Source organism: Xenorhabdus sp. KJ12.1, assembly GCF_963876495.1.
GTDB lineage: Bacteria > Pseudomonadota > Gammaproteobacteria > Enterobacterales > Enterobacteriaceae > Xenorhabdus > Xenorhabdus stockiae.
Window position 1 is genome coordinate 46627 of the sequence record NZ_CAWNQH010000094.1, and the last position, 14856, is coordinate 61482.

Sequence of the window (14856 nt, forward strand, 5' to 3'; positions counted from 1 at the left end):
ATTCAACCAAAATTCAGGGTTCAACCAAAATAATGAGAAAGCAGCTGAATATGTTCGCTATTTAGCTGCCCTGATTCATTCAATAGCCCAATCCAGGATTTCATATAATCATATTTTGCTTGGGAAAGTTCACGACGGGCAGTATAAAGTTGCTGCTCTGCGTTCAATACATCCACATTTACCCGTTGCCCCAACAGGACGCTTTTTTCCGTTGCCTGTACCTGCAACTCAGCGGCTTTTACCGCTTCTTCATAAGCACGTATCCGCTTCTGCCCATTAACACACCCGTTATAATGGCGACGCAGTGCATTGAGGATTTCCCCTGCCTGCGCATCCATTTCATATTTGGTCTTATCATAATTAGCCGCCGATTGACGCTCAGATGCCAATGTTCCATTGCCGTTATAGAGATTCATGGAAACACGCACGCCAATAGAATCTGTACGATATTTCTGATTGATGGTGTTGTCAGTACCAGATTTATTTTCACTATGAGAAGCGTATAATTCCAGTTTCGGCAAATATCCTGCCTGACTACGTTTAATATCCTGATATGCCACATCAATTTTCTGGCGAGCGACCGCTAATTGAGGATTTTGACGCAATGCAGCCTGTTCCCAATCGGCATAGCGTTCAAACATCAGATTTATGGTATTGAAATGCTCAACATTCGATAAACGAGTCACAGGGATATCGGTCGGTAATGGCGTTCCTACTAATAGCTGTAAGTCACGAATTGCCGCATCCAGCTCATCCCGCACAGTCAACTCATCCGCCTGAACCTGACTGTAACGGGCCTGAGTTTCTGCTATATCCGTGCGGGTTCCTTCACCGGAAGTGAATAATTTCTGATTGAGTTCCAACTGCTTTTCATAGGCCATACGCCGCTGCACTATCTGCGCCAGCCTGTCCTGCTCATACGCGACAGCAACATAGCTATTCACGACTCTGACAGCCAGTAGCTGGCTGTCAGACCGAAAACGGGCATCACTCATCAGCGCATAAGCCTTACGGGTCTGATAACGTGACCAGGCTTCGATATCGAACAATGGCTGAGTCAGGAGCAGTACGCCGCTGTAGCTGTCATACTGCCGATCAAAACGCTCTTTAACCTGATGCCCCCTTGTATTCGGAGAACTGGATTCCATCTGCTGCCAGTTCTTTGGGGCATTCTGATAGCTAATGGATAACTTAGGTAATAACTCTGCCCGCCCGAGCGCTTTCTCTTCCTGCCCGGCTTCCTGCTCTTTTATCGCGGCCTGAAACGTTGGATCATGATGTAACGCCAGAGCATAAGCTTCCGTCAGGGAAAGTGCCCTGACCGAAGCTGAATGCAATATTGCGGGAGCAGTGATTAAAAATAACGACAGGAGCACAAAACGTTTCCTTGTATTTTTCCCTGTAGTTTGATGATGCCTTAACATTTCCACTACTCCTCGATCAGCGATGTTGATGCTCTGTCCACCAGCGGTTTGAATAAATAACTCAGCAATGAGCGTGACCCTGTTTTTACAAAAACCTCAACCGGCATTCCGGGTTTGATGTGTAAATCCGTCAGCTTCGCCATACCTTCTGGAGTCACCCGTATTCGGATCTGGTAATAGGATTCTCGGGTCACATCATCCATTAAACGATCGGCGGAAATAACCAACAATTTCCCGGTCACTTTAGGTGTACGGTTCTGGTTTAACGCCGTGAACATCAGGTCAACGTTCTGACCGATCTCAACTTTATCAATCAGGTGTACCATCAGGCGGGCTTCAACTTCCAGTGCACGCTGTTCAGGCAGGATCTCCATCAGTTTTTCCCCTGATGCAACAACGCCTCCCTGAGTAAAAACCTTCAGTCCGACTACCGTCCCCTCAACAGGAGCCGCAATCGAGGTATGGGATAAATCAAACTGCGCAGTTTCCAGTTTATTGTGCAGTTCATTAGCCTGAACCTGTACATCAGCAAGCTGACTACGAACTTCACGCTGATAATCCGCCTGTCGCTGAATAATCCGCTGTTGCGTTTCCTGCTGTTGCTTTTCAAGCAGCCCGATCCGTCCTGCCATCTCAGCCATACTGCCACTTAACTCAATCTGGTTGCGCTGTAATTCCAGATAACGGTTGCGGGGAAAATAGCCTTCTTCTGTCAGTGGGCGCAGGTTTGCGATTTGTTCTTTAAGTGAAGCCTTCTGCTGCTGTTTATTTGCCATTGCCTCCCGCAATCCTTTGATCTGAACAATCACGCCCTCTTCTGACTGTTTCATTCCCGCTAAGTCACTTTTCAGCATCTCTCGCCGGGAAAGAAAAAGTTGTTTTTGTAACGCCAGAATATTGTCAATCCGTGGCTCTGAAGACTGGGCCTGTAAAGACTCTGGAAAAACCAATTCATCTGCACCCTGCTGCTCAGCCAGTAAACGCGCTTCCGTTGCCAGCATGGTATGCCACTGCTGTTTCAGAGAATCAATCTGGGCATTAACCTGAACCTGACTGAGCTGAATCAATATCTGACCAGCTCTGACATGTTCTCCTTCTGCCACTAAAATCTGCCTGATGATGCCATTAGTCGGGGATTGAACAGTCTTACGGTTACCATCCACCACGACCATGCCGGAAGAAGCGACACCCTTATCGAGCGGAGCAAATGCCGCCCATATTAAAAACCCCAGAATGCCAATACCAATAACCAGCCAGCCCAATCGCAGATAACGACTTGCATCCAGCGGCAGTAATGCGGGTTCATCATGTTGAGTCTGTTTTATGTTGGTCTGTTCGGACATTTTAGCTCCCAGACAAATTCATATTATCGGCACGTTTCGCCTGTACAGGTGTTGTCTGTACTGATGCGGACTGTGCCAATGCCGCCATAACCTGCTGAGATGGGCCAAATAGTTTCGTTTTTCCCTGTACTAACAGCAAAACTTTATTTGTTTGGGAGAGCAGTGCCGGACGATGGGTAATTACCACTACCGTTTTTCCCTGTTGACGTAATTGGTTAATCGCTCGGCTCAGTGCTTTTTCCCCGATATCATCCAGATTGGAATTAGGTTCATCCAACACAACCAACGATGGATTACCATAAAGCGCCCGAGCCAACCCGATCCGCTGTTTCTGTCCGCCGGATAATCCCATACCTCCGGCACCAATCAGCGTGTCATAACCCTGTTCAAGATTGAGCACTAGATCATGTACACCAGCCTTCTCAGCCGCTGAGATGACTTTTTCCGCATCAATATCATTAAAACGGGCAATATTCTCCGCAATCGTTCCGGCAAATAATTCAATATCCTGTGGTAAATAACCGATGTGAGAACCCAGCTCATCCTTGTTCCACTGGTAAATATCGGCACCATCAAGCCGCACCACACCTTCCTGAGCTTGCCAGACACCAACCAGCAAGCGTGCCAGAGTGGATTTTCCTGATGCGCTGGGTCCAATAACACCGAGGATATCTCCGGCTTCAAGGGAAAAGCTGATATCCTGCAAAACAGGCTTATTCTTTTCAGTGGATTTAGCGGCTTTAATTTTTCCGGGCGGAGAAGCAAACACTTTTTCTAACAACAGCGTTCCGTTAGGAGCAGGTAACGTCATTCCGCTTTTCCGCTCAGGCTGTGCTTTCAGCAAATTATCCAGCCTCTGCCATGACAGACGGGCAGCGTTCCAGCTTTTCCATGCCTGTATTAACTGTTCAATCGGAGACAACGCCCGCCCCATCAGGATTGAGCCGGCAATCATCATACCGGGCGTGATATTGCCTTCAATTGCCAGCCAGCCTCCTAAACCAAGGATCAAGGACTGTAATGCCATGCGCACTGTTTTTGTGATGGCTGTAATCGATGCAGACCTTTCACTGGCGATACGCTGAAAGTTAAGGAAACGTTCATGCAGGCTGAACCAGCGTCGGCGCAGTGCCGGTAACATGCCTAATGCTTCAATGACTTCTGCGTTGCGTAAATTGGTACTGGCAAGATTAGCCGAACGCAGAGAAAGATGACTGGCCTGTGCCAGAGGAGAATGAGATAACCACTGATTCAGAACAGCCAGCGCAATCAGGATAAGCGCTCCAACCAGTGCCAATAATCCTAAATAGGGGCTGAACAGAAAAATAACGCCCAAATAAACCGGAAACCAGGGAGCATCAAAAAAAGCAAACAGTGCGCTTCCCGTCAGAAACTGGCGAATAGACGATAAGTCATTCAGCATTTGTCCCGCATCTGTCGAACCATTTTTCAGATTAGATTCATACGATGCGGTATACACGCGCTGATTCAGGCACATATCAAACTGACTGCCGATACGGATAACAACCTGACTCCGAATATATTCCAGTCCGCCGATGATGGCGTACATGCCCAGCGTAATCAGCGTTAACATCAGCAAAGTCATTGTGTTACTGGACGGCAGAACTCGATCATATATCTGAAGCATATAAATGGAGGGAACCAGCATCAGTAAGTTAATAAATGCTGTAAATAAACCGATTGTCCAGAATACTTTGCTGCGTGCACGGATAATATCCGTCATTTCACCTTTTGAATGGCGTAATTTCACAGAAATCCCTTCATTATCAGAAGACTTCATTATCAAAAGAAAGTCGCTTATTTATGTTCTTATCTTTGTCTTGTTTTCACTATCCCCAGCAAATTTCAGTTTCTCGAAAAACACTTTACTGAAAAGCACTGGGGATATTGTTTTCTTAATTTTGTTTATTCTTTACTTTTTAATGTCATAACCAGCTCTCGGCCATCGACAAGATAAGCGACCCACTCTTCAGAACCCTGACTAAAAAAAGCCAGACCATAACCCGTTGCATCCGTCAGAGTGATACCATCAGGTGCCGCACGCCAGCCTGCTACCGGGTTTCCTATCATTTTTGTCAGACAGTCGTCACTTTTCAGTGCCCAGATAGAACCTTCTGGTAAACGCACATCAGTCAGTTCGATACTGCATACCTGATGTTTATCCGTAACCTGCCAGATGCCTGTCAGTTCAGTCGGTTCAGGGAGATTCAAACTACTTGCCATACATCCTCCAATGAAAAATAAAGATACCGTTATCGATAGAGTGAAAAACTTCAATAAATTAGACAGCCTATTGATATTGAAGGAAACCAGATGTTGTTGTATCACAGCTCACCCTATAAATGGCTGCTGCCTCAAAAGAGACAGCAGCCTATCCGATTAAACGATGAAATCCATTTCAGGCGATGGCTGACCAATAATTTTCACCAGAAAATCATTCCCAGCTAATTCTCCTCCGAGACTGATAGACATATCTGTTACATCCGTTAACTCGTTATAATTCAGTAAGACTTCACCTGCTTTACCTGAGAATGAGTTAACAAACTTGAGATCGCCTTTGCTTCCGAAGTTAAATTGCGACAGGTCGATTTTGTCTTCACCTGAGACAAAATCGTGGATCCAGTCCGGGTTACTTTTCAGTGACTCCTTGCCATCCAGATAGACAAAAGTATCCTTGCCTGAACCGCCCCAAAGATGATCAGCGCCCAGACCGCCATAAATGACATCATTGCCTGCCCCACCTTTCAGGATATTATCTGCGCTGTTGCCGACGATGATGTCGTCACCACTGCCACCAATCGCATTCTCAATAACCACGCCGCGTGCAATCGAAACATTACCTTTCAGGCCGCCCACATCAGAGAACGCGCCTTCATTCAGATTAATACGCTGATTCTGGGTAAAACCGGAGAAATCAAATGTATCTTCCCCGCCCGCATCCCAAACGCTGAACAGCAGTTCGCTGTCAGCATCTGTTGCTGTCATAAAATCGCGGTCGGTATTGGAGTTGAAGCCATATACGGTATCACCTTTACGGGTTTCCATATTGGCACCGTACAGAGCCTGAATAGCAGTAATATCATTCAATAATGGCGCTGATGAGTAATTCCCCTGAAAATCCTGACCTGTGAATTTCTCACTGAAATAACTCATTACGGTATAAGCACGGCTATCTTCGAAATATTGGCCGACATTAGGATAAGTTGGTCTTACTGCGTCAGAGGCATCATAATCAGCAGGATGTTCCAGACCCAGAGTATGCCCGATTTCATGAACAAACGTCTGTCGTCCGTAGCCATTTACACCGATATCATTCGTTTTGAAAGTATGGTTTTGCGCGTTGTACCAAGAATATGTTGTATTTTGTCCTCTTGGTAAAGTGGCAAAGGCATAATCGCCATTCGTACTATAATCAAAGAAACCAAAAGTGATATTAGCATCGGAAAGTTTGCTGACTTCCGTAAATTTTATATTGGCAACATCAGACCAAGATTGTAATGAAAGTCTGGCGGCTTCTTTTTGTTCCGAATTAAAAGCCCGGAAGTCTGAAATATCAAACCTAGGCATAATAGAAGGTGCTGTTTTTAAAAAATGATAGGTTAATTCTAATGTGCCGGAAGAGCCGACTTTATTATTCCCCCAATGGAAGTTGGTCCGCAAAAGCTCATCTGGGGCCTTATCCCCTAAAGGCTTATGAATAACGCGGATATTTAGATCAGAGTTTGGAACGTAGGCTGATAATAGTGATGTCACATCCTGTACAGAGTGAGAGTTAGAGTCGGATAACCCCGTATAGGTATATTTTTTCTTTGAGGTCATATAAATCTCCTGTAAAAAAAGACTCATAGTTTATGCCCCGCAATTTCTATAATAGCGGGTATATAAGTTTATTATTCTTCCTAAGCAAGTTATTAGAAGCAAAACTCTTGGATAAAATAACGTCAGTTTCTGGCTGTGTAAAAATGATTGATACATCATTTTAAGTTATACATTAAACATATTTAATTTCCATGTCTAATTATTAATTTGAAAATAAACGATTGCGTTAACAAAAAAGAATCTTTCTTTATTTATTAAAAAATATATCTTTGTATATATGAAATTAATTCAAATAAAGAGTTAACTTAGGTGAAAATTTCTTGTGATTTTAAATTTAGAAAAAAGAAAGATAAAAAATGCCCCGGTTATGTAAAAAATCAAATAACCGGGGCATTTTCAGATTGTTTAAGAGGTAACTACAGGAAAATAGGACGTGTTCAATTAAAAATCACGATACATTGCATAAGCAGACCAAATGCGACGAACGTGTACGGTGATTTCTTCACGATCATGATATAAGTGTTTTGCCTGAATCTGGGCATTAACCCCACTTTCTTTCAATTGAATCTCAATTTTTTCCAATATATGAGCCACTTCTTCATAACGTTTTTTCATCGGCAATTTAAGGTTGAAAATTGCTTCACGGCACCAGCTTTTGGCCAGCCAGTCAGTCATAAGCTGGGCAACTTTCGCCGGTTTTTCCACCATATCGCAGACTAACCAATAAATATTTTTTACCGATGGTTCAAACTTGAAACCATCCACACGATGGTGTTTAACCTGACCGGTATCCATCAGGCTTTCAGCCATTGGCCCGTTATCTACGGCATGAACGATCATACTGCGTTTTACTAGCTGGTAAGTCCAGCCTCCCGGACAGGCTCCCAGATCCACAGCATACAAACCACTATCAAGACGCTCTTCCCATTCGTCATAAGGGATAAACATATGGAAAGCTTCTTCCAATTTCAGCGTCGAACGGCTTGGTGCATCTGACGGGAATTTCAGACGCGGGATACCCATGTAAAAACGCGAGTTATTATTACTGTAAGAATACCCTACATAACAACATCCTGGGGCAATGAAAAAGACATGAATGACCGGACGACCGGGATTTTCTTTTGCCAGTAGGAGCTTTTCTTGTCTCATCGCATTACGCAAAGGAACCGTAAATTTACGGCAGAATTTCATCAATTCCTTACTTTCATTGGTATCCGGTACTTCTACGCGCAATTCACCTGCACGTTCAATAACACCGCTCAGCATGCCAATGATAGGCGTGATACGATCTTCCTGAGGTAAATCTTTCAGCAATTCACCCACAACCAGCATCTGGCGGGCAAAAATGAACTCACGGAATGGGATTTCACGGATCAGGCGATCGGCATCATCATGCTGATAACACTCGAACAGCACATAACCGCTGTTTTCTTTCACGCGGGCAAAACCGTAGATTTCTTTCTGCCCGGCTTTATGCGTAATTTCTGCCGCGCACTCTTTTTCAAACCCGGGGCGGCAATATAAAGCAACTTTATTCATGGCTAAGCGCCGATTTCCTTAGACGCAGAGCGCCAATTAATACACATAACCAACCGATGAGAAAACTGAACCCACCAATTGGTGTCAGATAAACCAAAAATTTTAGCGGTAAAAAGGCCAGACAATAAAGACTGCCACTAAACAGGATGATCCCGGCTACAAAAAATATTCCTGCCCGGCTAAATAACATCACGGGTTGCCTTATCAGTACAGCCGCCAGCGCCATCAACGCCAATGTATGTAACCCCTGATATTGCAGGCCGGTATGAATCCACTCTATTTGCTTCGGTGTCAGCACCGATGCCAGAAGATGAGCTCCCATCGCTCCAAAGGCCACGTAGAAGAAGCCACTTATTCCAGAAAAAACAAGCATTGCACGGCTATTCATTGCGCTGCTCCTGCTCTCATTCGTTAATGTCATTCGCTTGTAATAAAGCCAAGTCTTTCCTGTTCGCTCGCAGCTTGTGTAAGTACCCATTTACGAAAAGCTGCAATCTTGCCCAATTCTGCCTGATTATCCTGACAAACCAAATAAAATGCATTCTTGCTGACCAGAACATCATTAAACGGGCACACCAGACGCCCTGCATCAATTTCATTTTGCGCCATCACATTATTGGCAAGCGCTACGCCCTGCCCATGTACAGCAGCCTGAATCACCATAGCACTATGGCTGAATATCGGCCCCTGCTGGACATTGATCAACTGCTGCATATCAAGCTGGCGAACGTAGGCTTGCCAGTCGCGGCGGGAAGAATCATGCAACAAAGTATGATTAACAAGATCTGCCGGTGTTTTCAGCGGTCGCTCACCCATTAATAAAGAAGGTGAACAAACAGGCAGTAAGTATTCAGGATAGAGCTTGTCTGTCCGCAACCCCGGCCAGTTTCCCCTCCCATAGAAAATAGCGACATCAACATCATCTGCCAGTTTATCTTCTTCCCGATCCACGGCCTGAATCCGCACATCAATCCCCGGAAAGCTCTGATTAAAACCAGAAAGCCGTGGCACCAGCCACTGAATAGCAAAACTGGGAGAAAGACTGACCGTGAGTGCACCTTTGGCACTACGGGCCTGAAGTTTCCGGGTCGCTTCATTAATGGCGGTGAATATTTCTTTAATATCCAGATAGTAACTTTGCCCCTCTTCCGTCAGCAACAAAGAGCGGTTGCGACGACGAAAGAGTTTCAGCCCCAGAAAATCCTCCAGACTTTTCATCTGATGACTGACAGCAGCCTGAGTAACAAATAATTCTTCTGCCGCTTTAGTAAAACTTAAATGACGTGCAGCAGCATCAAAAACTCGTAACGCATTGAGTGGTGGTAAACGTTTGGACATGTTGGTTTCTTATATAGTGGTTACGATACCGGTAACTCTTTTCTCTCAGGTATTAGTTTTTGTAATCCGAAGCATTATAATTTGTCCATTGATGATATACCAGCAAATCCCTATAGTGTGCGCACTTCCTAAGCCGGAACGAAAAGTAGCTCTGTCGCGGGCAAATTTGGAGTGATACAAATTTGCAGCAATACATAGGTACTTTTGGCTTTGTGGTTGTGATGTTGTGTTTGCAAGTTGTCTGGGAAACCAGACTTTGTAGCGTATGCTACAGTTTATTTTTCACTTCCTGTACATTTACCCTGTCTGTCCATAGTGATTTTTTTATGCACCGCAATTGCGGTGCTTTTTTTCGCTGCTTTGCTGTAAAATCCCTCCAACCTGATTAAAGAAAATTAATTCTTTTACGACTCTAATTAACATCATTTATGAAATCCTTTGATTCAGAAAAATTTCGCTGCCAGTTTCCTGCCCTACAGCCATCCTCTGAGTTTCCAGAACCGGCAGTATTTCTGGACAGTGCAGCAACTTCCCTCAAACCCGCGTGTATGATTGAGGCAACTCAATGCTACTACCAGAATCACAGTGCGACAGTTCATCGCAGCCAACATGCAACGGCACAGGCAATGACAGAGCGCTACGAACAGGCACGTTCTTTAGTAGCTGAATTGATCAGCGCCCCACAACTGGAAGATATTATCTGGACAAAAGGCACCAGCGAAGCCATTAATCTGGTTGCACAAGGGTACTTTCGTTCCCGCTTATCAGCGGGTGATGAAATTATCGTCAGTGAGCAGGAACATCATTCCAACCTGCTGCCGTGGCTGATTCTGGCAGAACAGACCGGCGCTAAAGTTGTAAAATGGCCGATTGGCACAAATAAACAAAAACGATACCAACCAGAAATTGATACGCTGGCAACACTGCTCAATGAAAAAAGCCGGCTGGTTGCGATTAGCCAGATGTCAAATGTCACCGGGGCTGCGGTCGATTTGGAACAGGTCACCTCCCTCGCTCATCAATATAACTGTCTGGTACTGGTTGATGGCGCTCAGGGAATTGTGCATTCACCTGTTGATGTACAGCGTTCAGATATCGATTTTTATGCTTTTTCCGCTCATAAACTCTATGGCCCGAATGGATTGGGGGCACTGTATGGCAAAGGAACATTACTGAATGCAATGTCCCCATGGCAGGGTGGCGGAAAAATGCTGACTCAAGTTTCTTTCGACGGCTTCACTCCAGAAGCCGTTCCTTATCGTTTTGAAGCAGGCACACCGAACGTGGCTGGTGTTATTGGTTTCGCGGCTACTCTCGAGTGGTTAAAAACTGTCGATATTCCACTTGCCGAATCCTATGCCGTTGCCCTGACTGATTATGCAGAGCAACAACTGAGTGCGATACCGGGCTTTATCAGCTATCGCTCAACGGGTTCCAGTCTGCTGGCCTTCAATATTGCCGATATACATCATAGCGATCTGGCCATGCTTATTGCTGAACAGAATATCTCCCTGCGCTCAGGGCAACACTGTGCTCAGCCTCTGCTTGATGCATTAGGGATAGACGGATGCCTACGGGCTTCATTTATGCCTTATAACAATAGGTCAGATGCAGATAAATTAGTCAGTGCGGTCAAATTCGCCCTGTCACTGCTTGAGGATTAAATAACTGATGACATCACTTTCAACCCGAATACCGTCAACATCTATCGTTGCTCCGCATCCATTCGGAACTGAAATTACAGAGCAGCAGTTGATGGAAACATTTGAGCAATGCCGCTTGTGGGAAGATCGCTACCGGCATCTTATCGGGCTTGCCAAAAAACTACCGGCTCTGCCCGATGAGCTGAAACAACAACAAATTGAAATCAAAGGCTGTGAAAACAGGGTTTGGTTGGGACACCAACTACTTGCTGAGAACCATCTGCATTTTTACGGTGATAGTGAAGGCCGTATTGTAAAAGGCTTGCTGGCTTTTATCCTGACCATAGTGGAAGGAAAAACACCGGAACAGGTCTTGCAGACACCATTAATCGAACTATTTCAGCAAGCAGGCCTTGAACAACAACTCAGTGGCTCACGAGTTAATGGTGTCAAATCCCTGATTAACGCTATACAGGAAATCGCCCGTACTTATCAAAGTCGTACTTTATAGTATATTTCGCTGCTGGATCTGATGTTTTACCAGCATTTCCTATAATTGATTACTGAAAAAGTGTTGCGTCAGATGAAACAGGGATATACAGTGCTCCTTGTAGCGCAACAGGGAGCATTGAGGTATGATCAAAAGCTTCAAACATAAGGGATTGCGTTTATTTTTTGAAACAGGAAAGACATCTGGCATTAACTCCCAACATGCCAAAAAACTCAGGCAGAGACTTGCAGTGATTAATGATGCAGAAGTTATCGGGGATATTAATTTACCCGGATACAGACTACACCCACTAACTGGTGATAGAGAAGGTCAATGGTCGGTTACTGTGTCAGGGAATTTGCGTGTGACATTCGAGTTTATTGATGGTGACGCATATATTGTTAACTATGAGGATTATCACTAATGAAGATGTTTAACCCCCCTCATCCCGGTGAAGTTATTGCCGATGCTTTAGAAGAGTTAGGTTTAGGTATTCGTGACCTTGCTAGAGCATTAAATGTTGCACCTTCTACAGCCCAGCGGCTCGTAACATGTAAAGCATCTGTGACACCAGAGATGGCCGTTAAATTATCTAAAGTTCTCGGTAGTAGCCCCCGGCTGTGGTTGAAATTACAAGAAACTTATAGCCTTGATAAGGCAGAAAAGACCGTCGATGTTTCAAAATTAACACCGTTATTTACCCCAGTTAATTATTAGTAGATTCATTATTCACCCCGCCTAGAAATGCGGGGTGACATTGCTAAAGACGATTCTCCCGCTCTGCCTTGGCGACCATTTTCTTCAATGCGTGAGAGACTGAAACAAACCCAAAAGTTGCCGTAACCATGGTTGCGGCACCAAAACCAGAAGCACAATCCATCCGTTTCGAGCCATCAGCCGTACTTTTAGCCGCACACACTGTGCCGTCAGATTGTGGGTATACCAACTGTTCTGTTGAGAAAACACAGTCGATACCCAGTTTTCCTTTACCGTTTTTCACAACACGATAATCAGATTTCAGGCGTTCTTTTAATTTAGCAGCCAAAGGGTCTTGCACTGTTTTAGCTAGATCCACTACCTGAATCTGAGTGGGATCGAGTTGCCCGCCAGCGCCTCCGGTTGTCACCACAGGGATCTTATAACGACGGCAATAAGCGAGCAAAGCAGCTTTCGGGCGAACACTGTCAATAGCATCAATGACATAATCAAAATCCGCCGATATCAGTACCGCCACATTATCCGGTGTAACGAAGTCATCAATACAGGTGACTCGACATTCAGGATTGATTGCCCGTATCCGCTCCGCAATCACGTCCGTTTTTGCTAACCCGACATTCTGTACCAGTGTATGCAACTGGCGGTTAGTATTCGTGATACAGACATCATCCATATCAATCAGCGTGATCGCCCCGATGCCCGTGCGAGCCAACGCTTCCGCCGCCCATGATCCTACACCACCAATACCGACAACGCAGACATGTGAACGGGCAAATAATGAAAGCGCTTTCTGGCCATATAACCGTGCAGTACCAGCAAAACGTTGAAGATAAGCATCAGAGAGAGAAACTTGCATCATTAATAAATCCTGAATAAAACCTATCCCAGCTGATACCGTTATTTCCTGACAGGTAATCGGTCATGAATAGATAAAAGATGATAGGTGATCGATAGTTTGAACTGAGCAGGATCTTACTGGTTTGCCGCCAAAAAGCCAGTTGATGCTTTCTTTAATATCCAGACACGTCCATAGTGATTATAGAAACCAGCCATTTCTCCGGCGCTGCCACCAACACCATGATAAATATCAAAATGGTGGCCTTTTATCGCTCCGCCGACATCCAGTGATACCAACAGACGCATCCGGTATTGCCCGGTGAACTGGCCCAAATTATCCAGTACAGGCACTTCTGCCAGTAATACTGTTCCCGGCGGAACCAATATTTTATCTGATGCCACTGAGGCTTTGGCAATTAAAGGCACGGCGCTGGCTCCCCGAACCGGGGTATATGGTTCCGGTTTAAAAAACACAAAAGACGGGTTTTGCTCCAGAATTTGTCTCACATCAGATTCATTATTCTGTTCAGCCCACTGACGAATCGCTTTCATTGACATTTTTTCACGGGGAATATCTCCCTTATCGATCAATGCCTTGCCTATACTGCGATAAACCTGACCATTTTTCCCGCCATAGCCGAAAAACGTTAGCGGGCTGTTATCACCAAAATCCACATAACCACTTCCTTGCACTTCCATGAAAAAATTATCAATCAGGGAATTGCTGTAGCCGATGATCCATTTTTTATCGAGGGCACCATTATAGATAGCTGAGCGTTCCGGTAAGCGGGAAACTGATTTATCCGGCATCCGGTACAGAGGATATTTAAATTCCCCTTGCTTGCTGTGGCGAGCATGCAAAATAGGCGTATAGTAACCCGTAAATTTGACATTACCGTAGTTGTCTTCGCCTTCCATCTGATAAGCAAGCAGACCGAACTGATTTAAATTGCGGACATCGCCGCCATCCTGCGTCCAGTTTTCAATTGCATCAAAAGTTGCGCGATGGCTGGCATACAGTTTGGGAGAAGTTTCGCTGATTAATCTCACCTGAGTGGCAAAATCACTGATATTGACGGGATAGCCTTGCGTATTTGGTGTATCAACCAGCCGGAAATCCTGAGCAAAATGGCCATCCTTATACTGCTGTCCTTGTCCAGTTTGCTGCCCTTGTTCAGGCGGGCGCTGATGACAAGCAGATAGTAAAGAAATGGCGACGCCACATAAAAAATATTTACTCCAAAGTTTCATATTATGCTCCATTTCCTGCCATCCCTAATCTGACAGCGAACAATATCAAACCTGTATAAATAATAAAATGTAGTTAGAAAAAAATAGATTATGCCACTTAAATCACAAGTGAACAAAAACAAAACAGAGCGCTTCGTTTTTAACCCATAAGCAAACAAAATTGGTAAATATCAACAAAAAAGCTTGCAACGGAAAGGATCCAGAGTATAGTGTGCCCACATCGGACGCGGGGTGGAGCAGCCTGGTAGCTCGTCGGGCTCATAACCCGAAGGTCGTCGGTTCAAATCCGGCCCCCGCAACCAATTCGATATCATATTTATCGAAACAATTTAGCATTTGCAGTAGTTAGACGGACGCGGGGTGGAGCAGCCTGGTAGCTCGTCGGGCTCATAACCCGAAGGTCGTCGGTTCAAATCCGGCCCCCGCAACCAATT

The 14856-nt window shown here is 45.0% G+C and carries 14 protein-coding genes and 2 tRNA genes; 6 read left to right on the top strand and 10 right to left on the bottom strand.

What is annotated here, in order from left to right:
- Positions 1-20 precede the first annotated feature (20 nt).
- From AACS92_RS16765 to AACS92_RS16800, 8 genes are all read right to left on the bottom strand, one after another.
- Entirely contained in the window at positions 21-1424 is a 1404-nt protein-coding gene (locus AACS92_RS16765; protein ID WP_099108928.1) for a TolC family outer membrane protein, read from the bottom strand.
- 5 nt (positions 1425-1429) lie between these two features.
- Positions 1430-2767: an HlyD family type I secretion periplasmic adaptor subunit gene (locus AACS92_RS16770; protein WP_099108929.1), complete on the bottom strand. Its 1338-nt coding sequence runs from the start codon at positions 2765-2767 to the stop codon at positions 1430-1432.
- A 1-nt stretch (position 2768) separates the two neighbouring features.
- Positions 2769-4568, bottom strand: a complete 1800-nt coding sequence (locus AACS92_RS16775) for a type I secretion system permease/ATPase (protein WP_193756873.1) — start codon at positions 4566-4568, stop codon at positions 2769-2771.
- 125 nt (positions 4569-4693) lie between these two features.
- Entirely contained in the window at positions 4694-5011 is a 318-nt protein-coding gene (locus AACS92_RS16780; protein WP_099108930.1) for an AprI/Inh family metalloprotease inhibitor, read from the bottom strand.
- A gap of 156 nt (positions 5012-5167) precedes the next feature.
- The gene (locus AACS92_RS16785) at positions 5168-6607 is read right to left on the bottom strand and encodes a serralysin family metalloprotease (protein WP_099108931.1); all 1440 of its coding nucleotides are present in this window, start codon (positions 6605-6607) and stop codon (positions 5168-5170) included.
- Between the two features lie 441 nt (positions 6608-7048).
- On the bottom strand, positions 7049-8146 hold the full coding sequence (gene rlmM, locus AACS92_RS16790; protein WP_099108932.1) for a 23S rRNA (cytidine(2498)-2'-O)-methyltransferase RlmM: 1098 nt from the start codon (positions 8144-8146) through the stop codon (positions 7049-7051).
- Entirely contained in the window at positions 8139-8534 is a 396-nt protein-coding gene (locus AACS92_RS16795; RefSeq protein ID WP_099108933.1) for a DUF423 domain-containing protein, read from the bottom strand. Before AACS92_RS16795 ends, rlmM begins: the two co-directional genes overlap by 8 nt.
- 29 nt (positions 8535-8563) lie before the next feature.
- Complete coding sequence (locus tag AACS92_RS16800) at positions 8564-9484, bottom strand: transcriptional regulator GcvA (RefSeq protein WP_099108934.1); 921 nt, start codon at positions 9482-9484, stop codon at positions 8564-8566.
- 428 nt (positions 9485-9912) lie between these two features.
- Between AACS92_RS16800 and csdA the strand changes: the two genes are divergently transcribed.
- From csdA to AACS92_RS16820, 4 genes are all read left to right on the top strand, one after another.
- Complete coding sequence (gene csdA / locus AACS92_RS16805; RefSeq protein WP_099108935.1) at positions 9913-11148, top strand: cysteine desulfurase CsdA; 1236 nt, start codon at positions 9913-9915, stop codon at positions 11146-11148.
- 7 nt (positions 11149-11155) lie between these two features.
- The gene (gene csdE, locus AACS92_RS16810) at positions 11156-11638 is read left to right on the top strand and encodes a cysteine desulfurase sulfur acceptor subunit CsdE (RefSeq protein WP_099108936.1); all 483 of its coding nucleotides are present in this window, start codon (positions 11156-11158) and stop codon (positions 11636-11638) included.
- 124 nt (positions 11639-11762) lie between these two features.
- A complete protein-coding gene (locus AACS92_RS16815; RefSeq protein ID WP_099108937.1) occupies positions 11763-12041 on the top strand; it encodes a type II toxin-antitoxin system RelE/ParE family toxin in 279 nt (92 codons plus the stop codon).
- Entirely contained in the window at positions 12041-12334 is a 294-nt protein-coding gene (locus AACS92_RS16820; protein WP_099108938.1) for a HigA family addiction module antitoxin, read from the top strand. The genes AACS92_RS16815 and AACS92_RS16820 overlap by 1 nt, the downstream gene beginning before the upstream one ends.
- A gap of 43 nt (positions 12335-12377) precedes the next feature.
- Here the strand turns inward: AACS92_RS16820 and tcdA are convergent, their stop codons facing one another.
- Both tcdA and mltA read right to left on the bottom strand, forming a co-directional pair.
- The gene (gene tcdA / locus AACS92_RS16825; RefSeq protein ID WP_099109052.1) at positions 12378-13190 is read right to left on the bottom strand and encodes a tRNA cyclic N6-threonylcarbamoyladenosine(37) synthase TcdA; all 813 of its coding nucleotides are present in this window, start codon (positions 13188-13190) and stop codon (positions 12378-12380) included.
- A 116-nt stretch (positions 13191-13306) separates the two neighbouring features.
- Positions 13307-14422: a murein transglycosylase A gene (gene mltA / locus AACS92_RS16830; protein ID WP_099108939.1), complete on the bottom strand. Its 1116-nt coding sequence runs from the start codon at positions 14420-14422 to the stop codon at positions 13307-13309.
- A 225-nt stretch (positions 14423-14647) separates the two neighbouring features.
- On the opposite strand from mltA, the gene AACS92_RS16835 reads away from it, so the two are divergent.
- Together AACS92_RS16835 and AACS92_RS16840 are read left to right on the top strand one after the other, a co-directional pair.
- A tRNA-Met gene (locus AACS92_RS16835) sits at positions 14648-14724 on the top strand.
- A gap of 52 nt (positions 14725-14776) precedes the next feature.
- A tRNA-Met gene (locus AACS92_RS16840) sits at positions 14777-14853 on the top strand.
- The last annotated feature ends 3 nt before the right edge of the window (positions 14854-14856 follow it).

What these genes read in the sequence shown, in the direction of transcription:
- rlmM (WP_099108932.1), bottom strand. Translation starts at nt 8,146, where the DNA reads ATGAATAAAGTTGCTTTATATTGCCGCCCCGGGTTTGAAAAAGAGTGC.
- AACS92_RS16815 (WP_099108937.1), top strand. Translation starts at nt 11,763, where the DNA reads ATGATCAAAAGCTTCAAACATAAGGGATTGCGTTTATTTTTTGAAACA.
- csdA (WP_099108935.1), top strand. Translation starts at nt 9,913, where the DNA reads ATGAAATCCTTTGATTCAGAAAAATTTCGCTGCCAGTTTCCTGCCCTA.
- AACS92_RS16775 (WP_193756873.1), bottom strand. Translation starts at nt 4,568, where the DNA reads ATGAAGTCTTCTGATAATGAAGGGATTTCTGTGAAATTACGCCATTCA.
- AACS92_RS16820 (WP_099108938.1), top strand. Translation starts at nt 12,041, where the DNA reads ATGAAGATGTTTAACCCCCCTCATCCCGGTGAAGTTATTGCCGATGCT.
- mltA (WP_099108939.1), bottom strand. Translation starts at nt 14,422, where the DNA reads ATGAAACTTTGGAGTAAATATTTTTTATGTGGCGTCGCCATTTCTTTA.
- AACS92_RS16785 (WP_099108931.1), bottom strand. Translation starts at nt 6,607, where the DNA reads ATGACCTCAAAGAAAAAATATACCTATACGGGGTTATCCGACTCTAAC.
- AACS92_RS16770 (WP_099108929.1), bottom strand. Translation starts at nt 2,767, where the DNA reads ATGTCCGAACAGACCAACATAAAACAGACTCAACATGATGAACCCGCA.
- AACS92_RS16780 (WP_099108930.1), bottom strand. Translation starts at nt 5,011, where the DNA reads ATGGCAAGTAGTTTGAATCTCCCTGAACCGACTGAACTGACAGGCATC.
- AACS92_RS16800 (WP_099108934.1), bottom strand. Translation starts at nt 9,484, where the DNA reads ATGTCCAAACGTTTACCACCACTCAATGCGTTACGAGTTTTTGATGCT.
- csdE (WP_099108936.1), top strand. Translation starts at nt 11,156, where the DNA reads ATGACATCACTTTCAACCCGAATACCGTCAACATCTATCGTTGCTCCG.
- tcdA (WP_099109052.1), bottom strand. Translation starts at nt 13,190, where the DNA reads ATGCAAGTTTCTCTCTCTGATGCTTATCTTCAACGTTTTGCTGGTACT.
- AACS92_RS16765 (WP_099108928.1), bottom strand. Translation starts at nt 1,424, where the DNA reads ATGTTAAGGCATCATCAAACTACAGGGAAAAATACAAGGAAACGTTTT.
- AACS92_RS16795 (WP_099108933.1), bottom strand. Translation starts at nt 8,534, where the DNA reads ATGAATAGCCGTGCAATGCTTGTTTTTTCTGGAATAAGTGGCTTCTTC.